At 56.1% G+C, this 26372-nt stretch carries 18 protein-coding genes; 6 read left to right on the top strand and 12 right to left on the bottom strand.

Going from position 1 to position 26372, the window contains the following annotated elements; all coding sequences use genetic code 11:
* From CA54_RS07590 to CA54_RS07555, 8 genes are read right to left on the bottom strand one after another with little or no spacing between them, the layout of a single operon-like run.
* Entirely contained in the window at positions 1 to 984 is a 984-nt protein-coding gene (locus CA54_RS07590; RefSeq protein ID WP_231962996.1) for a hypothetical protein, read from the bottom strand.
* Positions 981 to 3299, bottom strand: coding sequence for a hypothetical protein (locus CA54_RS07585; protein WP_146370202.1), 2319 nt, complete (start codon positions 3297 to 3299; stop codon positions 981 to 983). The genes CA54_RS07590 and CA54_RS07585 overlap by 4 nt, the downstream gene beginning before the upstream one ends.
* Positions 3296 to 6937 (bottom strand): hypothetical protein, encoded by a 3642-nt coding sequence (locus tag CA54_RS07580; RefSeq protein WP_146370201.1) that lies wholly within the window; start codon positions 6935 to 6937, stop codon positions 3296 to 3298. The genes CA54_RS07585 and CA54_RS07580 overlap by 4 nt, the downstream gene beginning before the upstream one ends.
* Before the next feature lie 33 nt (positions 6938 to 6970).
* Positions 6971 to 9100 (bottom strand): BatA domain-containing protein, encoded by a 2130-nt coding sequence (locus CA54_RS07575; RefSeq protein ID WP_146370200.1) that lies wholly within the window; start codon positions 9098 to 9100, stop codon positions 6971 to 6973.
* Positions 9097 to 10047 carry a DUF58 domain-containing protein gene (locus CA54_RS07570; RefSeq protein WP_197532273.1) on the bottom strand — a complete coding sequence of 317 codons (951 nt, stop codon included), beginning with the start codon at positions 10045 to 10047 and terminating at the stop codon, positions 9097 to 9099. Before CA54_RS07570 ends, CA54_RS07575 begins: the two co-directional genes overlap by 4 nt.
* On the bottom strand, positions 10044 to 11060 hold the full coding sequence (locus CA54_RS07565; RefSeq protein WP_146372311.1) for an AAA family ATPase: 1017 nt from the start codon (positions 11058 to 11060) through the stop codon (positions 10044 to 10046). Before CA54_RS07565 ends, CA54_RS07570 begins: the two co-directional genes overlap by 4 nt.
* A gap of 58 nt (positions 11061 to 11118) precedes the next feature.
* Positions 11119 to 11946: a DUF4159 domain-containing protein gene (locus tag CA54_RS07560; protein WP_146370199.1), complete on the bottom strand. Its 828-nt coding sequence runs from the start codon at positions 11944 to 11946 to the stop codon at positions 11119 to 11121.
* Positions 11947 to 11977: 31 nt separating this feature from the next.
* Positions 11978 to 14587, bottom strand: a complete 2610-nt coding sequence (locus CA54_RS07555) for a tetratricopeptide repeat protein (protein WP_197532271.1) — start codon at positions 14585 to 14587, stop codon at positions 11978 to 11980.
* Between the two features lie 424 nt (positions 14588 to 15011).
* Here CA54_RS07555 and CA54_RS07550 point away from each other — a divergent pair, with 424 nt between their 5' ends.
* Positions 15012 to 15542, top strand: a complete 531-nt coding sequence (locus tag CA54_RS07550; RefSeq protein ID WP_145373778.1) for a hypothetical protein — start codon at positions 15012 to 15014, stop codon at positions 15540 to 15542.
* A gap of 13 nt (positions 15543 to 15555) precedes the next feature.
* Here CA54_RS07550 and CA54_RS07545 read toward each other — a convergent pair whose 3' ends face one another.
* Both CA54_RS07545 and thrC read right to left on the bottom strand, forming a co-directional pair.
* Positions 15556 to 16071, bottom strand: a complete 516-nt coding sequence (locus CA54_RS07545) for a hypothetical protein (protein ID WP_146370197.1) — start codon at positions 16069 to 16071, stop codon at positions 15556 to 15558.
* A gap of 59 nt (positions 16072 to 16130) precedes the next feature.
* Positions 16131 to 17465 (bottom strand): threonine synthase, encoded by a 1335-nt coding sequence (gene thrC, locus CA54_RS07540; protein WP_231962995.1) that lies wholly within the window; start codon positions 17463 to 17465, stop codon positions 16131 to 16133.
* Between the two features lie 439 nt (positions 17466 to 17904).
* On the opposite strand from thrC, the gene CA54_RS07535 reads away from it, so the two are divergent.
* A complete protein-coding gene (locus CA54_RS07535; RefSeq protein WP_146370196.1) occupies positions 17905 to 19149 on the top strand; it encodes a threonine synthase in 1245 nt (414 codons plus the stop codon).
* A gap of 85 nt (positions 19150 to 19234) precedes the next feature.
* On the opposite strand, the gene CA54_RS07530 is transcribed toward CA54_RS07535, so the two are convergent.
* Both CA54_RS07530 and CA54_RS07525 read right to left on the bottom strand, forming a co-directional pair.
* Complete coding sequence (locus CA54_RS07530) at positions 19235 to 19741, bottom strand: lactoylglutathione lyase family protein (protein WP_146370195.1); 507 nt, start codon at positions 19739 to 19741, stop codon at positions 19235 to 19237.
* A gap of 771 nt (positions 19742 to 20512) precedes the next feature.
* Positions 20513 to 21055: a hypothetical protein gene (locus CA54_RS07525; RefSeq protein ID WP_146370194.1), complete on the bottom strand. Its 543-nt coding sequence runs from the start codon at positions 21053 to 21055 to the stop codon at positions 20513 to 20515.
* A gap of 288 nt (positions 21056 to 21343) precedes the next feature.
* Here CA54_RS07525 and CA54_RS07520 point away from each other — a divergent pair, with 288 nt between their 5' ends.
* The 4 genes from CA54_RS07520 (at position 21344) to CA54_RS07505 (ending at position 26267) form a co-directional block, all read left to right on the top strand.
* A complete protein-coding gene (locus CA54_RS07520; protein ID WP_146370193.1) occupies positions 21344 to 22663 on the top strand; it encodes a HEAT repeat domain-containing protein in 1320 nt (439 codons plus the stop codon).
* 298 nt (positions 22664 to 22961) lie between these two features.
* Positions 22962 to 23888 carry a cysteine synthase A gene (gene cysK / locus CA54_RS07515; protein ID WP_146370192.1) on the top strand — a complete coding sequence of 309 codons (927 nt, stop codon included), beginning with the start codon at positions 22962 to 22964 and terminating at the stop codon, positions 23886 to 23888.
* Positions 23889 to 24050: 162 nt separating this feature from the next.
* Positions 24051 to 25190, top strand: a complete 1140-nt coding sequence (locus CA54_RS07510; protein WP_146370191.1) for a trans-sulfuration enzyme family protein — start codon at positions 24051 to 24053, stop codon at positions 25188 to 25190.
* Between the two features lie 213 nt (positions 25191 to 25403).
* Positions 25404 to 26267 (top strand): tetratricopeptide repeat protein, encoded by an 864-nt coding sequence (locus CA54_RS07505; RefSeq protein WP_146370190.1) that lies wholly within the window; start codon positions 25404 to 25406, stop codon positions 26265 to 26267.
* The last annotated feature ends 105 nt before the right edge of the window (positions 26268 to 26372 follow it).

Below are 26372 nucleotides of genomic sequence, written 5' to 3'. Positions count from 1 at the left end.
TCAGGGTGCCGCTGCCGCCGGTTGTGCCGCTTGCTGCTCGATCTGTTCATACAACCGAGCCAATTCCAACAGTCGCTCTTCGAGCAGTCCGTCGTATTCTTCTGCCGCGAGCGTTGGTTTTTTATCACGCAGTTCATGCAATTGTAGTTCCAGGTCGTTTCTTTGGTGGCGAAGTTCATCGGGGATGCTTCGTTCCAACTCACTGCGGATCAGGTGGAATTGATGCGCGCGCCGTCCGTCGACCGCTTGGGCGGACTCGGCTTTTTGTGCGGCCCGGACTCCTTGGAACCATTCCGCTGCAGCGCCTAGCCCGTCGCCGTTATCGTCCAACAGCGCATGTTCGGTCGCCAAGCGGCCTTGTTGTTTGTACTCCGCCTCGGTGTTGTGGGAAGCCGCCAAAAACGCTTCCAGCAACGAGGTCTGTCCATCTTTGTCGATGTCGGCTTGCGGATCGGTGATCGCCTGTGAAAAGAAACCGCCAAAGCGGCAGTAGTTCTGTTCGCTCCCCGATTTTGTGGCGGTCACCACCATTCGTCCGGGAGCCGAGAGCGCATTGATGAACGGCCCGCTGCACGATGCGCAATTGATAATCGCAGTCGGTCGTTGCACCGCTTCGAGCCAATTTTTTAATTCCGTCGCCGAGACGTCCGGTCCCTGTAGGTTGAATTTCGCTGCGCGGCCGTCGAACGTGCCGTGCCCGATCAATACGATCCACAGATCGCCTTGCGTCTGCTCTGCTTCTTTCACGATGATTTCTTGGAGGGCGTCACGATCATCGCCGTTGCTATGCTCGTCGTTGCCAATCAACGTGAATCGCGCATCGGCTTGCTGGGCCGCGGTCTGCCAACGTTCGCTCCAAGTTGCAAATTCGCCGGCATATTCGCTCGTCCCGGGGGCGCCGATAACGACCACGACCGCGGTTTGATCGAGAGCGACCGGGTCTTGGCCGACGATCATCAATAACATCAATGGCAACAAATTCACGGCAGTCCTCGAAAACGTCTCAGGCCCCATTCGCCGATAAAGCAGCACAGCGCGAATAAAAACACGCTGGACTGATGCCACAGAGGATAGGTGTAGCGTTCGGTCACCGGCGCCGATTTTTTGGGTAAATCGCGGACAAACTGGTCGAGCTCATCCGGCTCAACAACTTGGCCGCCGGTCGCTGTGGCTATACGCTCTAATTCCGGCCGGTTCCACGTCAGTTTGTGAAATTCTTCGACGGCCGGTTGATAAACCCACCCCGTCGCAGCCCGGCCCGTTTCGCTGCCCGCCGCGTTGGTGACTTGCACATTCACGCGGTAAGTGCCCGGATCGCGGGGGGCATAGTCGATGGTGAACAAGCCCGCCTCGGTGAGTGACGGTTCGGCATCGAGCGTGATCGCCTCGCCTTGGTTCGGCTGGACCGCGACTTTGACGGTGGCATTATCCAACGGTTGAAAATCCTTATTCCTTGCGCGGACGGCAATGCGGACCGCACGTTGGTCATCTGATTCGATGCTCGCCTCGACCGGTGCCGGAACATCGGCCACCATCCACCGGACCATTTGTCGCATCGCTCGTGCTTGGTCGTTCTTGGCGGGGTCGTCCCGCCGTAATGCCCACCGCCACAGGTCGCCGACAGCCAGTGCGGCGGTTTTTCCGCGACCAAATTGTTGGGCAACCAGCGCCGGAAACTGAGTGCCGCGCGCATCGGTTGCATGCGCTAACACCGTGGCCCCCGGTTTGATGCCGGTTAGTGGATTGAGGGTCTGAAAGTCCGGCATGTCTCGTAGGCGGATTTTTTCGTCCTGTTCGTTTCCGCGCAACCGAATCCAGGGTTGCAACCAACCATCGCGTGACAGCGACAATCGCAACCGCCCGGCGGGTAACATGGGCGGTTCACGGTCGAGATAGACCGGAAGCAATTCCCGTAGCGGTGTTCGCGCGTAACCACCACGACGGAAGGATTCCTGTCCCCCCAGCATCAACAGGCTGCCACCGCGGCGACTGACGAATTCGTTCAAGAGCGCCATTTGATCGCGCGTGAAGAACTCGGCGTCGACGTCATCTAGAATGATCGCGTCATAGACGAACAACTGTGCGGCGATTTTGGGAAACCCCTCTCGTAACTCAGTGGCATCCTCAGTTTCGATCCGCACAAAGACCGGTTGGTCGTATTGCTCTTTTTCCTCTGGGTCTTTCTCGTCAAAACCACGAAACAGTGGATTCGAAGCATCAACGACATTATCGCGCCATTTGAATTTCGCTTCGCGCTTGGCAATGCGAATCAATCCGGTCAGTTTGACAGATGGGTCGTCGTCCAATGCACGGCGAAGAAATTTGAATTCCCAATTTGGGCGGCCGGTGACGTACAGCACGCGTTGCGGGCGACTGCCGCGGTCGATGGTCAATGTTCGTTCGTTGTTGGCTAGGGTCGCTTCGGCGGTGGTCGAGGGATCGTCGAATTGTTCGGCTTCAACGACGCGTAAGCGATAGAACTCCACCCCGCGATGCGGAGCGGCGAATTGTAGGCGAAAGGCCAACGTGGCCGCAGTATCGTCCACAGCCAACGTCTGTTCCGCTACGCGTTTTCCGGAGGGATCGAGGATCTCGGCCGTTACGGTTTCGCCGACGTCGCCCAGAGTGTTGATTTCGGCTTTGACGGAAATAGGTGCATCTTCAAACGGCGAACGGCTGACGGCGACGGTTCGAATGGCGATGTCGCGCACGCCGGCGGTTTCTGGCCAAACCACCGGGTAAATCGGGGGCACTTTTTTCAGGTTCGGAAACTTCGCAGTGATATCGGTCGCGTTGCCGTCGCTGAATAGCAAGATCCCCGCGAGCGGCCGGTCTTGGAATCGCTCCGTGATTGTTGTGATCGCATTTCCCAGTTGGGACACATCTCTGTCGAAGGGAATCTCTTGATAGTCCGGTACGGTTTGTAGTGAGGCGGCGAATTGGTAGCGACGCAATTCAAAATCTTGTGCAAGTCGCGTCTGCCAGTCGGACTCGGCCAGCACTTGTTGTAGTTGTCTGTCCCGGCCACCGATGGTGAGACTTTGGCTATTATCGACAGCGATGGCAAACAGATTCGCACCGGGGCGGGCCCGCACGCCGCTATAAAGCGGCTCGATGAGGCAAGCGGCCAAGGCCAACAATCCACATGCCTTCAGTGTGGCGGCGCACAGGTTTACCCAACGAGCTCTCTTGTCGCGGCGATAGGAATAGACCACGACGAAGAGCGCAGCGGCAGCCAGTACGGCGGCGGGGATGATCCACCGTTGGTTGCCGATCAACAGATTGGCAAACAGAGTCATTGGCCGCTCCCCAGGCGTTCGTAATAACGGCGGACGATTTCGCGGTATTGCGGGGGAACGGGATCGCGATCGATGGGGACTAATGCGTCGGGTGATTCCCGTTTGGCGATTTCTTCTCTGAGTCGGTCTTGCAGTTCCAACAGCGGTTGGGCGACCATCGATTCGACGAGTGACCAGTTCGGTTCCTTGGAGTGGCGGCGGAATTCGGCGCGCATACTCCGCGCCCGGTCACGGACGGTGGCGACCTGTTCACGCAGGGCAGGGTCTTCGACCATTTCTTCGACATCGCGCAAACGGTCCGACCACTGGAGAAAATCATCGCCGGTAATCGGTCCGCCCGGTCCGCCGCCGGTGGAGGATTGGCTGCTCTGTTGTGGGCTTCCCGGCGTAGGTTGCGAGACGGATTGTTGTGGTGCGCGATCGCGCAAACTGCGACGCTGGTTTTGACCGCGACCACCGCCAGCGGGCGATTGACTGGACGGCGAATCGGAATTCTCTCCCGGTTGTGCGCCACCGGGTTGTTGTCCGCTCGGCTGTTGTCCTTGCGCTGGTTGTTGCCCTTGGCCCGGTTGTTTTCCCGGTCGGTTGCCCGGTTGTTGGCCCCCTTGTTGCTGACCTGGGGGCAATTGCTCGGATTTTTGTTGCTGTTGTGCTCCCTGGGGACTTTGTCCTTGTTGTGGATCGGCTTGGGCGATTTCGTTGTTGAGTTGCTCCGTCAATTCAGCCAGTTCCTGCTTAGCTCGCTTAAGGGCTTCGGTTTCGTTGCCCAGTACGCTTTCCGCTGCATGTTCGACACTCGATTTGAGTTCGTCGATGGAATCTCGGGCGATGCGTTCCGCTTGGGCGGCCCGTTCCGCGGAACCGCGCTCGAGTAGCTGCCGCGTGGCATCCAGTGCGCGGCCTGGTTGTTTTTGCTGGGTTTTGCGGAGTGTGTCATAGAGTTGTTTGGACAATAACGGTTCGCTGTCTTCGGCTGCTTGTGAGACATCGCGCACTTGTCGCAATACGTTGTCGAGTTGCTGTTGTTGCTGCTTGAGTTTCTCGGCCAGTTGATCCTTTTGTCGTACATCACGGAGCGATTTTGTCTTGTCTTCCTGCAACGCTTTTAGCTCGTCGGCGACTTGTTGTTGTTCCTCAGCCAACTCGCGGGCCGCGTCGCGCATGTTTTGCATGTCGTCGGCGAAGGCGCCGGCTGATTTTTTGCGGAAGTCGTCTCGTAACTGCTGCAATTGCCGCTGGGCACGGGTGCCGGCATTGAGTGCTTGGGATAGCTGTCCCTGCTCCAGCGCTTCGGAGGAACGGTGCATGTTTTCGCGGGTTTGGTTGACCTGTTCCTGTGCCTGTTGTGCTTCGGCTTGTTGTGGTTGCGGGGATTGCTGCATGCGGTCCCGCAATTCGTCGGCGTCGCGGAGGATTTCACGTTGATCCTCGCGAAGCCGTTTGAGCCGCCGCTCCAATTCGCGGCGCTCCGCTTCATCCTTGGCCGCTTGCAGCGCGCTTTGCAGTTCCTGAATTCGCTCGTTGAGATCATTTTGCCGCTGTGCCAATTCTCGCAATCGATTGACCAATTGATTAGTTTCGCGCTTTGCATCGGTGGTTTGTGATTGAGCGGTGCTTTGATTTTGGTAGCGGTTTTCGTTGTCGGCCAGTTCGAGTTGTTGCAACTGTTGTTGTGATCGCCCGCCGCCGCCACCGCCTTGTTGGCCTTTGGTGACTTCGTGCTCTCGTGCCCGTAATTTCAACAGCGCCTGATAAGCAGCGCGCTCCGCTGCGTACGCGGTGAGTAACGATGGCTCGGCGGTATCGGAGGAGACCCCGTTCAACCGGTCGACGGCTGTCGTCATGTGTGTTTGGGCGATCGCGGCTGCTTGCTGTGATTCGTTGTCGGTCAGCTTGGCAATCACTTCCGACAATTTTTCGAGCAGCTGAGCCTGGGACTGTGTGATGATCTGCAACTGTTCGTCAAACAATTTCGCTGCGACAATATCCGCTGCGTTACGACGGATTTTCCAGGTGGCCGTCACAATGTCTTTTTGCAGTTTGATCAGGTCGCCAATTTTTTCTCCCTGTCCACTCGCACCACCAGGGGGGCCGCCGCCTCCGCCGGGGGGAGACTGCCCTTGCCGGAAGATTTCCTCAAAGTGTCGCACCTCGGCGAAATACATATCGCTTTCCGTGCGGCGAATTTGTCCGTCGGGATCAACATCATCGGCCCACAGGTAATAGGACATTAACTGATCGGGCTGCGCGCCCAGTTCCTCGAAACGAAGCTGTTGAGAAATCTGTTGCGTCGCCCCCGCTTGGTTGTCCAGCTTGAGAATCTGCGGCTGTGCATCGCCGATCGTATAAGCCACGCCATGCGCGACCACGCCGAAATCGTCGTTGATCGTGCCGGTGATTAACATCTCTTCCAACGGTGAAACGCGCTGATCACGGCTGGGAAACGTGAGTTGGATATCCGGTCGGCGGTTGGGAAGTACCTTAAGAGAAATCAGCGGCGGCCGTTTGTTTTTCCGTCCCTCGGCATCGGTGAGTTGCAGCGTATAGTTGCGAGATTCTCGCATGGGCAACGTTGCCACGTATCCGTGCGGATCATCAACCGTCATGCTGAGCGGCACGTTCTGTCCGTCGTCGCTGAGTAACACAGCCTGGGCGACCGATTTGTTGAGCGCGAAGGAGAGCGTCACCGTACTCAACTCGACAGCTGTCACTTGTCGCACATCTTCGGCGATTTCTGGTTCCTGATTTGTGTAGCTGGGGAATTCAATCCGCGCATCGGCCTGCAGCAATCGCGGGTATTCGAAGACTGTGACTTGGAATTCCTCAGTCCGCTGTCCGTCATACTCGACTGTATAGGTCAGATCGCTCTCCACAATTCCTATGCGCGCCCCGAATAGTGGGTCGTCCAAGCTTTTCTGCATTGGCAGTGTTTGCGCAGCGTCGGTTTCGGTTTTTGTTGTGGCGCTTGTGGCGAGCAAATTGACATCCACCGGCATCCGCGCGCCGAAGCGTGCGGTGATTACCAATCCGGTCCCTCGCTCGACTTCGACACTGCCGGGATCGACTTGGATTTCGAAGTCGGCCAGCGACGAATTCGTCGTTGCGACCTCGTCGAAAATCACCGCTTGGGCAGTGCGAGGATTGACGCTCCACAGCCAAATTGTGACCCCCAGCATCATGATCAACGACGCGACATGCGCATACTGCGCGCGATGGATTTTGGTGTCCGGCACGACGTCGCGCCAGTCGTGCAGCCGCGCGTGGTCTAAGGCTTGTTGAATCACCGTTTGCTGCAAGTACCCCATCCTGCCAGGTTGTGAATCGCGTTGTTCAACAGCCGTGAGCAATAAGGAATTCAGATCGGGATGTTGTGCTTCAATGCGCCGGGCCAACCATTGTGCGTCGTGTAGGCGACTTCGCGATACCAAGTACGTCAGAAACCCGACCGACAGCGCAGCTAAGAGGTACAGCGGCATCGTGTACGAAGTAGAATATCCGGCAACGGCGGAGATGCCCCACACAACGAATGCTACCACAGAAACGGCCAGCCAGTAGAGAGCCAATAGCCGCCACGTGTTGTGACGGCGATAGCGGTCTCCGACATTCTGCAATAAATAATCGAGATGCAATTCAGTCATGACTCGGCTCAAAAATGCGAGAAGGTGACATCATCAAGCAACAGGCGCAGCGGCCCGTGCCGTACGACCTGCCCACCAGGTTTCGAGGATCAACACAACCAGGGCTGCCAAAACCAACCAATGCCACAGTTTTTGACGGCTTTCCAATTCACGGTTTTTCAGTTGCCGTTGTTGTTGTTCTTGTTGGGCCAGTTCCGCGGCGGTTGGCGTGCTTTGTAACACCAGCCCCAACTGTTCTAATTGTTCAACCGGCAACGCAGCGGTTTTGCTTTCTTGCGGAGGTAGATTGACCGCGAACGCCTGCGACCGGTCGCCGCGTTGAAACCGATAGATCCCCGGCGTATCGGTCGCGTCGGTGCTGCGGCCGTTGAATGCCAGTTGCGTCTGCACCGCATCGGGCGCTGTCAGCACAATCTCGCCTTCGCCGCCGCCCCCTTCATCCAATGTGCAGACGACCGCGTCGCCGACATAATACGATGGCAATTCCGCGGAGATTCCCGCACTGCGTTCCAAAATCGCATTGAGCAGCGGCGCGAACTTTGAGGAGAGCGCTAATTGGCTATCCTCGGGATGCCAACCGGAGGTGAACAACAACAACCGGCCTTTCCCGACGGGTACCTCGACCAGCGCCACTGCGCCATCATCGAAACGGGCCAAGATCTCTGCGCCGGGGAGTGCCGCTTCATCGATCCGGCGATGTTTCCAAAAACGAATCTTGGTGAAGTCGCTAAAGCGCGATTCGGAAAACGAGGCGAATAGCGAATGGTCGAACTGGATGTCCTCCAGCATCGCATAAGTGCTGGTGTCGGCTTCGGTCGCGGCAATCGTTTGTCCGCCGATCAACTGCGATAACGCTTCGGCCGCCGCTGCTGATGGCAGACTATACAGTACCGTGCCGCCGTTGCTAAGAAGATGTTGCAAAGTCGCGATCTGCTCCGCCGTCGGTTGGGCGGTCACGACGGCCAAGGCAATGTCGCCGGGCGCAGCTACGAATTCCGTTTCGTCAGGCGCAATGATTTCTACATGCCGCGCGGGTGTCTCGGCCAAAGCCCGTTCTAGAAAGTAACGTGGTTTTTGCGGGTCCTCACCCGTGTCGTCACCTAAGTACCAGATCTTCATCTCGGCCAGTTTTGCAGCAACGTGATAGGCGACGTTGTCGAATTCCTGGTCGTCCCCGGTCAGTTTTAGCGAGGCGGCTTCGACCTCTGCGGGGCGCGGCGGTGCTTGCACGATACGGCTTTGCCCGGCGGGAACATACACGTCGATGCGTGCGTTGTCTGATGTGGGTTTTTCGTCCGATTCTGCAGCGGTCTCGACCCAGCCGATTTGGAATCGATCGCGCTGGGAGTCAGCGGCATTGTCGATGCGGACGCGGACGGTGCCGGCATCGCGGGTATGCCGATCTTCCGGTCCCGGCGCGACAATTTGTAAACCGGCATTGGTGGTTGCTGCCGGTGTGAATGACGCGATGGAGACCTGGATTTCCACCGGCCAGCGATGGGCTCGCAGTCCAGTCAAACGGCTTCCCTGTTGTAAATCGGAAATCACGATTATTCGTTTGGTTGCGGCGGTGGGATCAGACTCCGCGGCGGCATCGCGCGATAGTAAGTCCGATGCGGCCGTCAGCGCCGCATCAAGATGAGTCGCCCGCCAACTCGGTTTGAGGTCGTCCAATGTGCTGCGAATCATTTGCCGGCGACTGCCGTTGGATGTGTTGTCCCATTCCGAAAACGTGATGAGCGGGCGAATGTGTGAGTCAAAGGCGACCAATGCGACTTGATCGTTTGCGGCGCACTGATCGACTTCCGTCAGTACCCGCTGAACGGCTTGATCCCAAAGCCCATCGCGGCGCATGCTGGCACTGGAATCGACCAGCAGTACGACCCGTTGGCCAGTCTGTTGCGCAACCGGCGCGTGACTGGTATTTCGGAAAAATGGCCGAGCGAAGGCCAGCGCCAACAAGCAAATCGCTAGTCCACGCAGAAACAACAACCACAGATTTTCCAACCGACTCCGCCGCGTGACCCGTAGCGGAGAAGGGGAGAGAAACATCAACGAGCTGAACACCACGCGCTCGCGCGGAGTACGCCGCACGAGGTGAAATAAAATCGGGAGCGAGACGGCCAAGATGCCCGCGGCATAGAGGGGAGCCAGGAAACTCATACGCCCCTCCTGGAAACTCGCCGCCCGCGACGCCTTCGCGCCTGCAAGAAATCATGCAGTGCTCCGTCCAGCGGTTGGTCTGTTGTCAGCGGAAAGTATTCGATTCCCAACTTGTCACATGTTGCCCGCACGGATTGATTGTGCGCTTCCAGTTTTTCGAGATACCCGGCGCGGACCTGTTGGGGATCAACATATAAGTCGCGTCCTGTTTCCAAGTCCTCAAACAGCAGCGATTCCTCGAAGTCGAAACTCGTCTCGGCTGGATCGAGAATTTGAAACAGAATCACATCCTGCCCTCGTGACCTGAGCGTCCCCAACGCGGTCTCTAAACCGTCCAGCTCTGCCAAACAATCGGACAGGATCACCACGACTCCCCGACGGCTGACGTACTCCGCGAACTGCCGCAGCGGCTCGGCAACGTCTGTCCCGCGACCGGCCGAGGGGCGCTCGAGCGCCAACATCAGCCGCCGCAATTGTCCGGGGCGATAATGCGGCGGTAAGATATCGTCGAGGCGTTCATCAAAACGGACCAGTCCGACCGCGTCGTGTTGCAGTGACAAGAAATAGGCCAACGTTCCAGCCAAGGTGGCCGCATAGTCCGCTTTGGTATATCCCAAGCTGCCGTAACTCATTGACCGGCTGCTATCGACCGCCAGGTGGCAGCGGAGGTTGGTTTCATCTTCGAAGCGTTTGATGTAGTGCCGGTCGCTGCGGGCGTAGAGTTTCCAGTCGAGATATCGCGGGTCGTCGCCCGGACTGTATTGGCGATATTCGGAGAACTCGACGGAAAAACCGTGATAGGGACTACGGTGCAACCCATGCATGAAACCTTGCACGACGATCTTGGCTCGCAGTTCCAACGCCTTGATCCGCATCAACGATCCGGGATCGAGAATATCGTCGCTGCGGCGCGCGGCCGGCGTCAAGTTGGCGGCGGGCTGAGTCATCGCGCAGCAGGCCTTTCCACGGTTTCCAATAACTGCTCAATGACCGATTCCACAGTCACCCCTTCGGCTTCCGCACGGTAGTTGACCAAAATTCGGTGCCGCATCGTTGGGTGCACGAGGGCGCGAATATCGTCTTCACTCACATGAGCGCGCTCGCTCAATAAGGCCCGCGCCTTGGCGCCGAGCACGAGGTTTTGTGCCGCTCGTAGCCCTGCACCCCAGCTGACCCATTCGTTGACAAACCCCGGCGCCTCGGTCGTATTGGGGCGAGATGCGGCCGCTAAGCGCACAGCGTAACGAACGACATCCTCGGCCACGGGGACTTGACGTACGATCGCGTGAAATTGCTGCACATCCTGGCCCGTGTAGAGTGCTTGAATTTTTTCCGCAGCCACCGACGTTGTACGGGTGACGACGGCCACCTCGTCATCTTCGGGAAGGTAATCGATCACGATGTTGAACATGAAGCGGTCCAACTGCGCTTCGGGAAGCGGATAGGTCCCTTCCATTTCGATTGGATTTTGCGTCGCCAACACAAAAAACGGTTCTTCCAAGCGGTATTTCACCCCGGCAGCAGTGACTTGATGCTCTTGCATCGCCTCCAACAGCGCGGCCTGTGTTTTGGGCGGGGTGCGGTTGATTTCATCGGCCAGAAGCACATTGGCAAAAATCGGTCCTTTGACAAATTGCAACGTGCGGTGCCCATGCGCATCCTCTTCTAGAATCTCGGTTCCGGTGATATCCGCCGGCATCAAGTCGGGCGTGAATTGAATGCGCTGGAATTTTAAATCAAACACCTGCGCGATCGAATTGACCAGCAATGTCTTGGCCAGTCCCGGCGCGCCGGTGATCAGACAATGTCCACCGGCGAACAGCCCGTACAAGAGTTGGTCGATGACCTCCTGCTGCCCGATGATGGTTTTGGACAACTCATTCTGGATCAAGCCCCGCGCCGCATGGACCCGTTCCACGATTTGTTGCTGCGTTTCAAAATTCTCAGCCGCCGTCGCCAATTCCACAATCGCTCCCCTTTAGTTTGTCCTCGAGCCGGTCACCTCAAGCCTCATCGCTTCAATGCGTCATCGCATAAAACACGATGTTGATTCCCAGCGGATAGGCTTTCTTTTCAGAAAATTCGTGGAAGTACCATTCGTTTTCCCCTTCGCGTTCCCAACCGTCGCCCAGATCGGTGTTGTGGCAAATGAATGCCATCATGCGGCCATTGTCATCGAGGATTGCCTTGTAGTGCACTTGCCGCGAGTCCTCGCCGCGCTCCCAGGTGATCCCCCGATCACGACCCCATTCGGCGGCATGAATGCTCGGGACCTGCGGGCGTTCTTTGAGGTCGTACACGCAATGAAATATGGGATGCTCTAATGGAACCTCCACAGGTTCGCGATTGGGGAAGACTCGTTTGATTTCACGATAGAAGTTGTCCCATTCGCGATAGCCCCAAAAATCGTCGACCATCAAAAAACCGCCGTTGAGGAGATACCGCCGCAGCGCCACGACCTCGGCTTCCTCGAAAAACAAGTTGCCTGGTTCGATCATGTAGAGGAACGGATAGTCGAATAGTTCCTCATCGGTCAGCTGCAAGATCTTGCCGTTGGGATCGACTTTTAATGAGGTCAACTGCTGTAAGCGGAAGGAGAAGTTTAAGTCGCTGTCGGGGTAGTCGGTCCGCCATTTGCCTCTCCGGCCGTACGATCCGTACCGGACGCGGGCGAAAGTGAACACGTCACTTTGAAATTGCTTGTCGATTTGCCATTCCGGCACACCGCCGCGTCCTCTGGGGTGGCGATCGCGTGAAAAGCGGTGGCGACGTTGAGCATGTGAAATCTGCGCCAAACAAATCGCGATCAGGGCGACTGTGATCAGGATCGGCAAACGTCGTGACATGACCACTCCTCGACGAATAGCGGCTGTGGAACTAGTTGGCTTTCGTCTCTATTGGTTCGACAGATTTTTGCGGTTCGGCGGTTTTCTGTTGGCGGTGGATTTGCAGTAGCAGGCGATGCGCTTCCCGAAAGCGGGGCGCCTCTTCCAGCGTCCGAAACAAATGGTTTTTCGCTGATAGGGGATCGTTTTTGTGCAACAAGCGTGCCAATTGGTAGTGCGCGTCGATGGCCACATGGGGATCAAGCTCCAAAACGGCTTGATAAGCAGCGACCGCCGCTGCGGGTTTCCCAAGTTCACGGCACGCCCTCGCCCAGGCATTATACGCACGGGGCAACAGCGGGTTGACCGAAATAATTCGATTTGCGTTGATTTCAACAGCTTTCCAGTTCTGGCGTTCAACCGCCAGCGTCAACAATCGCAGGTAGACTGGCAGCGCATCGGGACTGCGCGCTGCTAGTTTTTCCAACACCGTCGTCTCTGGATCCGTTTCCCCCAATTGGCGATGGGCGGTTGCCAACAGCACGTATGCGTTTTGACTGGAAATATCTTCGGGAAGCAATTCCAACAGCTTCTGCAAAGGCTGTTTCGCGGACTCCCATTGCTCAGCCGCTAACAGTGCTTTCGCATGTTCGGTGAGTACCGCAATGTTTTTGGAATTCAACGGGTCGTCGGCGTCCGCCTCGATGATGCCGGTCTCATCGCGGCGCGGTTCCGTCCAGTCGACATCCGGGCCCAGCGCCAGCGCGCGTTGTTGGGCGAACTTGGCGAAATCCTTTTCTAATTTTGCCAAGCCATCGGTGCGACGTTCCAATGCCACATTGACCGGCACTCCCGCTCCCAAGTCGTGCAGGATCAGTTTCAACGTGTTCAGCCCATGTTTCTCAATCAGGTGCTCGACAACCAAGGACGATTGAAAATAGGCAAACTGCAAGTGCATGCCGCTGGGCGGGGACATAAAGGCACTGCTCAATTGACTGACCGGCGTCAACTTATCGGCCAAGATCCATTTTCGATATTGAGGCGTCATCGATTGCCCCCAGCGACCGTCCGCTTGACGTTCTTCGTAGACCGAAATGCCTTCACTGAGCCAACGGGGCATTTTGTTATTGGTGAGATTTAACGTCACCGTGTGACAGAATTCGTGCCACAAGACCGATTCCCAATTCGTGGGGTTTCCCGCCTGGGAAGCGGGGCTGTTGGCCGTAATCACATTGCCAAAGCAGACCCCCAGATACCCCGCGCCTCCCGGCATGCCGAACGTGCGGACGGCGAAGTCCGACTGGTCGGGAAAGATTTCCACAACCACCGGAGCGGACAATTGCAGATCATATTTTTCACACAACGTTTGTTTCGCACGCTGCAACAACTGAAGCACCCGCGGCCCATAGACGGCCGCTTCGCGGGCATCCATCCTCACGATGAAATCGTCATCTTCCAAAGTGCGGAACTTGGCCAGGTTTTCCTGCAGCGTGATGAGATTGAAACTGACCACGTCGTAGCCGTCGCGTTTGAAACCGGCCTGAGCCAATTGCCAACCCTCTTCTTCTTTGCCCAGACGCAGCAGATCTTGCGCGAGTTGAATCGTGGCGGGTGCGAAGTCGGCATCCTGTTCCAGTGCGCGGCGTTGATACGCAGCGCCTTCGCGAAAGCGGTAGTTCCGCGACAATTTTTTGCCTATCAAATAATCCACACTTGGCTCGTTGACGGCGCGACCGCGTGCGGCGGCGCGAAATGCTTGCTCGCCTTTGGGGTCGGCGGCATAATGCGCCAACACCGCGCGGTAGGCCCACGCCTGACTTTGGCGGGGATTGATTTTCAACACAGAGCGAATGGCCGCTTCCGCGTCGTCGTAGCGTTCCGCATCGATCAAACGGTCGATTGTAAACAGCAAACTCGGTACGTGCCGTGGATTGATTTCTAATGCGCGATCCAGCGCCTGTTGCGCGGCTTGGGAATCACTGGAAGCCAGTGCCCGCGCCAAACCGAATTGGACGTCGGGGTCGTCGGGGAACTGTTTGACCGCTGCGCGAAATTCTTCGGCAGCGAGCGCATCGTCATGTTTCTCCAGCGCCAGCTTGCCGATCGCCACATAGGCGTCGGGCCGGTTGGGATTTTCTTTTTTGGCGCGGTCGTAAAAATTGAGCAGGACATCGCGCGGCTCCGCTTCCAGTTGCAACAAGGCATCGCCGCAAGCCACCAGATTGGCCGTGTCCGTGTATCGCCAAGGAAAGCGGAGGATCAGTCGCCGAATTTCGGCAAGTTCCGCTTGCGCTTGCTCCTCCTGCCCCGCTTTGTGAAACATCTGCCGCGACATGAGCCGTAGGCGGATGCTCCAGGGATAACGTTTTAGCGAGGCCGTGGTGGCGGCGCGTGCCTCCTCATGACGGCCGAGCATCAGTTGCGATTTGACATGCAGGACCGGCCAATCTTCACCGTAACGACGCGCGTCGAGTGCCTGTTGTGTGACCGTGATACACTGTTGGTACCGCCCGGTTTGAAACAGCTCGCGGGTATCGTCCAATTCGGTTGCGCCGGCAACAGAACCAGTATAGACGATGATTGCAGTGACCAAACCGGTGAACCGCAGCCAGTCGCATCGGGGACGTGTACAGGGATGGGTCAATTGCGGGGAACACGGCATGGGGCCCCTTCCTCGGTGACAGCGCTGTTCGCCGAACCCGGACATGAGTTTCAAAAACCCGCTGCTGCTTGTCGTCGCCTTCGACGCTTAAGGCACACAGCCAGGCAATGGCAGATTTTCAATCCCACCGAACGGCATCCGCGCAAGCGGCCAACCGTGTCCTGCGGCAGGGCCTTTTCACTGACAGCAAGTCCCTCAATGTTGCATTCGCAACCGTAGCTGAATTTTGAGATAGACGCAAGAACAATAACCGCAACCACATCCGCCCGCTGGTGCCCCAAGATCACGAAACGGGGCGACGATTTGCACGCGCCGCACGGCGTCGGCTACAATCAAGACCAGCTACCGGCAACATGTTGTTGCCAAAGAGGCAGCAATTCGTGGAACGGGACCTTCCCCCTCGCCAACAGCAAAACAGATTTCTATGTCATTTGACGATTTCGGAGTAGAACGCCGCTTTCACGAAGCGTGGGATGCCATACGCATCGCCCGCCCGGTCAGCTTTTCGCTGTTCACATTTGGCGAAACCGAATTGCCGTATTATTTGGTCTGTCATCCCCAGTCCGAAGGAGCGACCGTCAAAATCACCGAAGGGGAGATCAAAGTCACGCGGCCGATGTTGATCACACCGGATAACATGGATGCGGAGTTTCGGAATTTTTTCGAGAGTCAAGAAGAACACGAAATGGTTCAATTCTTGATGAAGCGAACCGTGATCCCGCAGTTAAAATTCGACAACACCAGCCACAGCAGCGATATTCGTAGTGACAGCGTCGAAGAGGCAGTCGCCCTGCTTAATCGCAAGCTCGATGCCGAAGAGCAAGAACGGGTCGCCGTGCTGACCGCCCCCCCAGAGTTAGCCGGCATCGCCTTGCTGCGGTATGCCCTAGAACGGGTGATCGAAAGCCAACCGCACAACGTCCAAGAACTCCGCGAACGCGGCTTCCTGCCGTAGTCGGTCAGTGCACCTAATACTTCGTTGTGCGGCCTTCTTCGGTCCACAGTGAGAGTTCGTCCATCAACGAGCGCATTTCGGGATGTTGACGGATGGCGCCGATGACGGCGTATTTCTGTAAGCTACGGCGACGGATCTCTCGTTCCAGCATGGGGCGGATTTCCTGGCGGAACATATTTTGGTGACGATAGCGAATCCAGCAATAGCCCCCCATCAAGGCCATCATCACCAGTCCGATGTCAAAAAAAGCTCCCGCCCAGCCAATGCCGGTGATCACGTGCAGGGCGACGCAGCCCCAGAAGCAACTGATCAGGCAGACCCAGAGCGGCAGCGTGCTTTGCATGCTCAGACGTTCGCTGGCTTGGATCAATCGCCCATAGAATTCCGGATCAGTGATGCCTTCTCGGCCCGTCTCCTGGGCAAAAGGTTCGCAGACCAATTCGCCGTCGCGGCGCGAGACTAACATCGCCTCCCCTTCGTCGGGAAGATAATCGGCCAAATATTCAAGATCTTCAAAGGGCGTATTCATCGCGACCCTCGTATCAGAATCAATAATGATGGCAACCGCGTTTCGCAACGTTTACTCTACTAGAAACGGGAAACGACTTCCATGATTTTTTCTAAATCGTTTTCTACGGCAACGGGCGAATTGGCGTGGACCGCCTCATTCACGCCGCTGGGGCGTAACAGCCGATCAAAATCGTCCGATTTTCCGCTGTGATACGCCACCGTGACGTTGGGATCCTTCAATTGGTGTCCGGTCAAAATACACACCACGCGATCGCTCGCCGCAATCACTCCTTCTTCGCGGAGTTGCTTCACCCCGGCCACACTGGCTCCGCTGGCCGGTTCACAACCAAAGCCGCCGGCGCCGACTTGGGCTTTGCCGTCTAAAATTTCTTGGTCGCCCACCTCGCGAACGACACCGTCACACGCATCTAGCGCCCGCAGGGCTTTGTTCAAATTGACCGGCCGATTGATTTCGATGGCCGAGGCCAATGTCGCAGCGCGGCGCCCGCCCGCCTCCATCGCCACAAAATAATCCTCACGCACGGTGGCGTCGGGGCGTCCATGGTTCCACCGCAAACCGTCGCGTTCGTACAATTCGTGCAACGTATTCGCCCCCGCCGCATTGATCACCGCTAGTCGCGGCAAGCGGTTGATCAGTCCCAATTCCTTCAGCTCCAGCAAGGCTTTGCCGAAGGCGCTGGTGTTGCCCAGATTTCCCCCGGGCACCACGATCCAATCGGGCGGCTCCCAAGCGAGCGATTCGAGAATGCGAAAGATGATCGCCTTTTGACCTTCCAGCCGAAACGGGTTGAGGCTGTTGCACAGATAGATCCCTGCTTGCGAACACACCTCGCGGACCCGCTGCATCGCATCGTCGAAATCCCCTTCGAGTTGAATCGTCTTGGCATTGTAATCCAGCGCCTGCGACAATTTTCCATAGGCGATTTTGCCGCTGCCGATAAACACCAACACCCGCAACAGCCCGGTGCAACTCCCAAAGATGGCCAACGACGCGCTCGTGTTGCCGGTCGAAGCACAGGCGGCCTGCGTCGCTCCCACCATGTGGGCATGCGTTACCGCGGCCGTCATGCCGTTGTCCTTAAAGCTGCCCGAGGGATTCAAACCTTCGTATTGCAAAAACAGACTGCTGTCATTCATGCCGCAATAACGGGCGACGGAATTCGACTGCTGCAGGATCGTTTGCCCTTCGCCGATAGTGACGATTTTGTCCTCCGGAGCAAACGGCAGCAACTCCCGAAACCGCCAGACGCCGCTGAAATCGAGCGGATTGCGTCGCGTACTCCATCGCCCTTCAAACTCCCGCAACGACCCCGGCACCGCCACACGGTCCCAGTCATACCGCACATCCAACAGGCTCCCACACGTCGGGCAGCCGGTATGCACTTCGTCCACAGAAAACGTCGCCCCACAGTCGGGCGCAATGCAACATTGGTAGGCAATCTCAGTCGAATGGGCGGAAATCGGTCTGTCTCCGGGCAAGGGTCAAACGGTCAAAAACGGCAGTTCTACCTGTATTGTCGACGGCGGAGCAGGAATTGACAACTCAAAAACCGGAAAGGTTCGGCGGCGGGGCAATGGCGGAGCTTTCCTGCAATCATTAAATGAAAAATCGCGCGCAGAGACGCCATGCCGCAGAGAAAAGAGAAGAGAAGCCACGAAAGGAGTTTCTCAACTTGGCTTTGCGGCTTGGCGTCTCTGCGCGCGGTTTCTTTTTTTCGTCATTTCGGCATTGCTCCCCATCGCTTTGCAATGCTTTTCGGAACACGCTAGGCTGAGATGTCATTGCGTTTTTTTGCCAAATCCGTCCTATCAAATTGACGAGCAACTCACCGTGCATACCTCCCTGACCTGTGCTGCGTGCGGCTTGGATCATGCGGTTGATCAACTTCAGAATCTGTGTACCGCTTGCGGCAAACCGTTGTTGGCTGGGTATGATCTGGCGGCGCTGCGCGAGTCGTTTACGCCTGACGCCGTTCGCCGCCGTGCGACGCGGTCGATGTGGCGGTTTGCTGATGTGTTGCCGGTTGATGATGTCAGCGACGCTGTTTCATTGGGCGAGGGGCAGACGCCGCTGTTGCGACTGGAACGCCGCGGCGCGTTTGCGGAGTTTGAGAATCTGTTCGTCAAGGACGAAGCATTTAACCCCACCGGCAGCTTCAAAGCCCGTGGCATGGCGGCGGCGGTGACGCGGGCCGTCGCGCTGGGGGCCAAGGTGGTTGCGCTTCCCTCTGCCGGAAACGCTGCTGGGGCGGCGACGTATTATGCGAATCGCGCCGGGATTGAATGCTATCTGTTCATGCCCGAAGACACGCCGCCGGCGAACATTATCGAAAGTGTTGTGGGCGGAGCGAATGTGTTTTTGGTGAATGGGTTGATCAGCGATTGTGGCAAGTTGGTCAAACAAGGCTGCGAGCAATTCGGGTGGTTCGATCTTTCGACACTCAAAGAGCCGTTTCGTATCGAAGGCAAAAAGACGATGGGTTACGAACTTGCCTTCGACATGGCCGATGCCGCTCAAGCCACACAACTGCAATTGCCGGACGTGATTTTTTATCCCACCGGCGGCGGCACGGGTTTGATTGGGATGTGGAAGGCGTTTGACGAAATGCAACAACTGGGTTGGATCGGTCCGGAGCGACCGCGGATGGTGGTGGTCCAAGCAGAGAACTGCGCCCCGGTCGTCCGCGCGTTTGAGCAGGGAGCCGACCATGCGGAGATGTTCGCCAATGCGTCAACAGTCGCCTCGGGCTTACGGGTCCCGGCAGCGGTCGGCGATTTCATCATGCTCCGCGTCCTCCGCGAATCAAACGGCACAGCCCTGACCATCAGCGACGCCGACCTGCTCGACGGCGTAAGAGAATTCGCCACCCAACAAGGAATCTACGCCTGCCCCGAAGGGGGAGCGGTCTGGAAAGCAGCGCAACACCTCTTAAAAACCGGCTGGCTAAAACCGGACGAAAAAATCGTGCTCTTCAACACCGGCAGCGGGTTAAAATACAACCACCTCTTCCCGGTCGGAGATTTACCGGTGTTGGATCATACCGATCCGAATTGTTTGGATTGTGTTGGGGGGTGATTTGGGGTGTCGCGGCGGGGCTGTTCGCCAACAATGGTCGATATGCCCATCGCTGGAGGGTGAACCGAAATACCCGGGCTCGGCATCAATCAGAATCGCCTTGGTATGCGCCCGCCGAGTAAGTAAGTTCGTAGCCGTGAGAATAGATTTCGATCAGGTTACCAAAGGGGTCTTCGCAGTAAACCATCCGGTAGGGCTTTTCACCGGGATAATACTCGCGGACGGGCATTCTCTGCTTGCCTCCATTCTCGACGATTCTCTTTGCGAGCCCCTCCACATCGGGGTCTTGGACACAAAAGTGGAACACCCCTGTTTTCCAGTATTCAAAATTATTCTCAGGCTTTTGTGCATTCTCAAACTCGAATAACTCAATGCCGATTCTATCACCGGTGGCTAAGTGCGCAATTCGAAATCGGCCCCAACCTTCGCCGAACACATCATCGCACATCACACCAATAGCGGAATCATCTGACACAACTTCAGTGGCGGGCATGATGACGTACCACCCTAACGTATTGGTATAGAAATCGATGGCCTGGTCTAAATCCGTCACAGAAATACCGATGTGCGAAAATGTTCGAGGAAATGTCATGTCGGTTCTTTCAGCTCAGGCTTGGAACAGTAATATCATCGCAGGTTTTACCTGGAGACCTCAGTAAGCCACCGTCGACTCTCCCTCATTTTACTGGTAAGTTTCCCAGCCATACAACCAAGCAGGCAGTTGCGTTATCGTGCGGCGTTAGATGCACGAACCACTTCAACGCGATTCGCTTCTTGCCCCGGGTGGCATCGACTTGGACTGTTTGGGTCGATTTGAAGTCGCGAAATTGAAACGACTATTGTGTTGAACCGACCAAGTGATATCTTCGAGAAACCGTTCCTTTCCCAACGCAACTTGTTGCCGGTCATTACCTACTCGAGTCCCACGTAATCGCATTCCGAAGAGCACCGCGCCTTAGCCCAAAGGCGGTTTTTCCGTGAAAGCGGCGACTGAGGAGATGCCCATTTTCGGCAAAGTTGTCCCCGCGGCCCAGGAACTGGCGGGATGAGTTTTTGATTCTTGAAAGCCTCGGCAATCAACTGTTGTCCGAGGTAAGCCCGTCCCAGAAGGACGGCTCGTTCCCGTTCCGCGAAACCGCGCCTTCCTATGAAAGGTGAGGCGCACGTGGCAAACTATCAATGGACCTCTGGATAGGTCGTCCAAGCAGCGACTTTGGGCCAGTCTGGGGTCGGTTAAAGTGTCCTATTTTGGCACATGAGGCGGAGTGCCCATAATTCCTCAACGTTCATCGTGAAGATGGGCGGTATGTGAATTGAGTTCAGCTCCATTTATGGAGTTACCAAAATGTTGGCTGATGTCTCGCTAGCGCGGATTTTGTTTGCTTTGCTCGATCATCTGCTTAGCCCGCAAAAACGTGTCTATGGGAATTGCGGGATCGGATGCGTTATGGAGGTGGGGTTGTTCGCCGGAGTCGACGTAAAAAAAGACTTCGGTATCAGGTCGACTACAGACTGGGCAGATTGAGACGCGGACGACCTGCATCTCACTGTCCAAATAGACGGCATCCGCATGAGAACCACTGTGCTGCTTCATATTGTTGCGAACGTGCGTCCGCCGGGCGGCAGCGCGTGCGCGATTTATTGCTGGAGAGACGCCAACAAGAATTGCCACAACCAAAACGGCAGTGAGCCAGGTCTCAATCGCCGTGAGCTGCCATAGTGCGGAGTGCCGAATCGGTACACGAGCGAGAATGGCCAATCCATAAATGAGCACGGAAATAACAGCGCCGACAAAAGCGCAGAAGGGGGTCGGAACCACCATGGCTTGGAAAAGACCGATGGGGATCAGGATGGCAGATAGAATCCCACCGATGAATGTGCCGATCACAACGCGTCGAAGAATCATGGAATTGTATTAGCTTTTTCAGCTGACCCAAGATTGTCTGGATGAAAAGTTGTTGCGAAGGAAGGATCACGCCCTTCATTTGGGACAAAAGACCTGCTCTGATTATCTGTTTTCGGTTCTGCGCATGCAAGAAGATTCTGCTGCGAGCCGATAGTCTGGCGCATTTAAAGCCAAGAGAGCCGGCGTACTTTGCAGCAGGGGCATCTTGCGGTGTAGCGAAACATTGTGATAATTGAAGGCACGCGGTATTTATTGTCACGGGTTCTTTCCAGCGATCGGAAGTGCCGAATGTCGGTTATTGCCAATTTGACGGCGGACGACTCAGCGGAGAAATCGCAACGACCGTGGCGCGTCTGCACCACCATTGTTGCTTTTGGTTTAACAATTTGGTTTCTCATCGCTATGAACGTCGGTGGGAGTAATATTGCGATCAGCTCGACGAGCTATGGATTTCCGCTGACATTTGTTCGAGTCTATCAGCTAGGTCCAGTCATTCCGCTCAACATGGTGCTTGCGCATGAGTCGATTCTGTCCCAGTTCTTTATGCGTGCCCTCGTTTTCAACGTCGTTCTTGCGATCGTCACGGTCGCAGCTGTTACGTTCTCCCTGCATCGGTTGTCTGCGACATGGACTGCGGGAGAACACGTTGCCTTCTATGCGCTCAGCGTAGCGATCTGCTTTCCTTTGCTCGTCGATGTCCCCAGCTCGATTGCATGGCTGTTTCTGCTTGCCTATCTATTAGCGATTCCGTTCGCGTTTTTCTGCTTTACGGCATACGCGGTTCATTGTGGGGCAATGCGTTTGTTGGGGAATCGTCTCAGTTGGCTGGGTTTTCTTTGTGTGGCGTGCTCATTCGTGGGGTTTTACTATTGGACGGACCGCAATGACATGTACATCGACCCCGATTCGGAGGACGCTGCAGCCTTAATTGAACATTTTTCCAGTGACGATCCTCGTTTACGGCTACTCGCGATTCGAGCAATCAAACGTCTCCCTGCAGGTGACGACTCCATCGTCGAGCCGGTATTGGATTTGATTTCGGATGAGGACTATCTTGTTCGATCAGAGGCGGTTTCCGTTGTCACCCAACTCGGGACAGATTCTGTCCAGTCTGTCCCGGCACTTGTGGAGGTACTACATGACGACGACGTTGGCTCATTAGCAGCCCATGCGTTGGGAGAATTTGGACCCGCCGCCAACGCCGCGGTTCCCGCTCTTCGCAATGAACTCCAAACAGCGAAGGGATATGAAACACTCAGTATTTGCAAAGCCCTTTGGTTGATCGATGGAAAAGCGTCCGTTGTAATACCTCCGCTGATTGAACTACTTGAAGATGATTTCGGTCCCATCCGACGAGACGCTGCCGAAATTCTTGGCCAGATTGGCCCTGCTGCGAAGGCAGCAGTACCAACCCTGGTTGGAATGGTGCAGTATTCGCCACCACCCCAAGAGGATCCTCCACTAGTTCCATCAGCAGATGTTTCCGGCGGCGAGCCGATTGCTGTGGCAATGACCGATCAAGAGTTTTATCCCCAAATACGTGCAGCTGCGGCCGAAGCTCTCAAGAAGATTGACGCTCAAGCCGCAACACGTGCGGGTGTGGAGTAGGAGAATACCGCTGCTCAAATGCCTCCCTTCGGAGCATACAAAAGGTCTCGCAAGTGCCAAAACATTCAGCAGTGACTTTGCGCGAGGTTTTTTCTGTTTGCGAGTTACTCACCCTCACTAAAACGGTCCGTCTCAACACTCCCCCCGACGCTTCGCTTCACCCTCCGAACCGCCCTCACCGAACAGGGATTGCTCGAAAATCGGGTTTGTCTCATAATACCGGCGCGCAGCTGCGCTCAGGTTGCGCGGCTGCACCGATTCACGCCTACTCCCCCCTCATCTGCAACAGGAGACTGCGATGCCAATTTTTAAGGACAATGCCGAATCGATCGGGCGGACGCCGCTCGTTAAAATCAATCGGCTGACTGAAGGACTCGATGCGACGATTCTGGCCAAGATCGAAGGCCGCAATCCCGCTTATAGCGTCAAATGCCGGATCGGGGCGGCTATGATCTGGGACGCCGAAAAATCGGGCAAACTCAAACCGGGGATGAAAGTCGTCGAACCGACCAGCGGCAATACCGGGATCGCACTGGCGTATGTCTGCGCCGCCAAGGGCTATCCGCTCACCTTGACGATGCCCGAAACGATGTCGATCGAACGTCGCATGATGCTCAAGTCGTTCGGTGCGGAGTTGATCCTCACGCCCGGTCCTGAAGGGATGAACGGTGCGATTAACAAAGCGACGGAAATCGCCGAGAGTCCTGAATACTACATGCCGCAGCAATTCAAAAACCCGGCCAACCCCGAAATCCACTTTAAGACCACCGGCCCGGAAATCTGGGATGATACCGAAGGCAACATTGACATCTTCGTCGCCGGCGTGGGAACGGGGGGCACGATCACCGGCGTGACGCGCTACCTCAAAAATGAGAAAAAGCATCCGGTCAAATCGATCGCCGTGGAACCCACCCACAGCCCGATCCTCTCTGGCGGCAAGCCGGGGCCGCACAAGATCCAAGGCATCGGTGCCGGATTTGTTCCCGATATTTTGGATGTGTCACTGATCGACGAAGTCGTGCAGGTCACCAACGAAGAGTCGTTTGAAACCGCGCGGCGAATTGCCCGTGAAGAGGGAATCACCTGTGGCATCAGCTGTGGAGCCGCCATGGCCGCCGCACTGAAAGTCGCCGCTCAGCCCGAAAGCGCCGGAAAAACGATCGTCGTTGTGTTGCCTGACTCGGGTGAACGGTATTTGTCGACGCCGCTGTTTACCGAATCGTAACTCGGCACCTCACTCCACAACTGCTACGGCCTCGCGAGAAAAGTCGCGGGGCCGTTTTTTTGTCGGTCGGTTTTCGGTGGGGTACGTGTAGGCGGAAATTGTTTCTGTTATACTCGGAGGCACTTTTCCGGCTTTCACCCCTTAGAAACACTGAACCATCCGATGAAATTTGAAACGCGTTGCGTCCATACGGGCGTCTATAAAGACGAAGCTTACAACAGCGCCACCACGCCGATTTATCCCACCTCCACGTTCGTCTGGGACGCCATCGACAAGAACCGCGGCTATGACTACACGCGTAGCGGAAATCCCACGCGGCGGGCCTTGGAAGAGAATATCACCTCGCTGGAAGGGGGCATCGATTGCCGCTGTGTGGCGACCGGCATGGCGGCCATTACTACGGCGCTACAACTCTTCAAGCCGGGCGATCATATTATTTCCGGCGATGATATTTATGGCGGCACGTTTCGATTGTTTCACAATGTGCTGTCTGAGCGGGGGCTGGAATTTACGTTCGTGAAGATGACCGACCTCGATGCGGTACGCGCGGCCGTGCGACCGGAAACCAAATGCATTTGGATCGAAACTCCCAGCAATCCTCTGATGAACATCATCGACATGGCGGCCGTGGCGGAGATCGCCAAGCAGGCCGGCGCAATTTCCATTGCCGACAACACGTTCATGTCTCCCTACTTTCAGCGGCCGTTTGAATTCGGTGTCGATATCATCGTGCACTCGATGACCAAGTATCTCAACGGTCATTCCGATGTCGTCGGCGGTTGTGTCGTGACGCGCGATGAGCAACAGGCGGAGCGGGTCAACTATCTACAAAACGCGATGGGCATGGGCTGTTCGCCGTTTGATGCTTGGCTGGTGTTGCGGGGGATTAAAACCCTCGCGCCGCGGATGCAGGCGCATCAGCGCGGCGCTACCGCATTGGCGGAAATGCTGCATGAGCATCCGGCGATCGAGCGGGTCTATTACCCCGGCTTGCCGTCGCATCCCGGTCACGAATTGGCCAAAAAACAAATGACCGGCTTCGGCGGCATGCTCAGCGTCGACGTCAAAGGAGGCCGCACGGTCGCCGAACGGTTGGTGACGAAGACCGAATTGTTCTTGTTGGCCGAATCATTGGGCGGAACGGAATCGTTGATCGAATATCCAGCGGAAATGAGCCACGCCTCCATGACGCCCGCAGCTCGACTGGCCGCCGGAATTAGCGAAAACACGGTACGGATTTCCGTAGGGATCGAACACCCGGATGATCTCATTGCGGATATGCGACAAGCGTTGGACGGTTAGTTCGCGTTTCAATTGTAGGCTTCGAAAGGGGGTGCCTTCATGACCTCGCGAAGTTTCAAATTTTACTGGATAGATGATGAAGGCACTCCAAGCCTGATTCCCAGCAAGGGCTGGATCGACCTTCATACAATTACCCTGGCTACGGACATTCAAATTCCGATTCCCTGGATCCTCCGTACCAGGGCATCTAAGACTGTACTCTCGATTTGTACAGTGAACGAAGAAGCAAAACCGGTTTGGCTGACGATCAAGACATCTGGTGCCCTTCACTTAAACGCAGCACTTGGTCGCTTGCGTAGTGCAGTTTGGGCTGAAGAGCATTTGAAACGGCTTGAGGAACGAGGGTTAGGTGACTTGTTTCACCATGTCACCTGCCCCAATTGCCAATCCATCATTGATCTGACCGGCAAGCCAGAGACTCCGCAGGTTAGCTGCCAGTTTTGCAATACGATCTCTACCATAACCACGCATTCCGATAACGGCGACGAATTTGAACCGCAAGTTGATCGCAATTATTGCTTGTGCGACAAGTGCGGCAAATACAGCAATCCCAAGGAGTTGGGCCTCTTCAATTTTTATTTTTTGGTAGTGGTCATCGGGTACCGGTACCGCAAGATTTGGATGTGTCCGTGCTGTGCTCGAGAAGACGCTTTGTTCAATTTTTTGGCCAACCTACCTTTTCTCTTGGGAATTCCTCCGTCCCTGAGGGAATTGTGCCGGTGTTATTTCCCGCATGAAGACATCAAATTGTTTAAAGGTCTGGATCGCGCGAACCGTCGGGCTTGGAAAGGCGACTTGGACGGGGCCATCGCCGGATACCAAAAAATATTATTCCGTAGGCCAATTTCCGCGGGAATACGTTACAACATCGGTTTGGCGTTACGGACGCAAGAGCGAATCGCCGACGCCGTACAAATGTATGAGTCGGTATTAGAGGATTGTTCCAACTTCCGCCCCGCTGCCGTGGCGTTGATGACGTGTTATCATGAACTCAATGAATCCAAAAAACTGGCAGCATTGAAGGCCCAATGGAGCGGTGGGGATGACGGACCAGCGATCGATTCAGAAGTCAACTGAGATCCGAGAATTCCACGATTGTTAAAGAATGGCCTATCGCCCGTGGGGATCGAACATCTGGATGATCTCATTGCGGATCTGCGACAAGCATTAACAGACTGATTG

This window comes from Symmachiella macrocystis, assembly GCF_007860075.1.
GTDB classification, from domain to species: Bacteria; Planctomycetota; Planctomycetia; order Planctomycetales; family Planctomycetaceae; genus Symmachiella; species Symmachiella macrocystis.
This window is presented reverse-complemented; position numbering and strand designations above follow the sequence as displayed.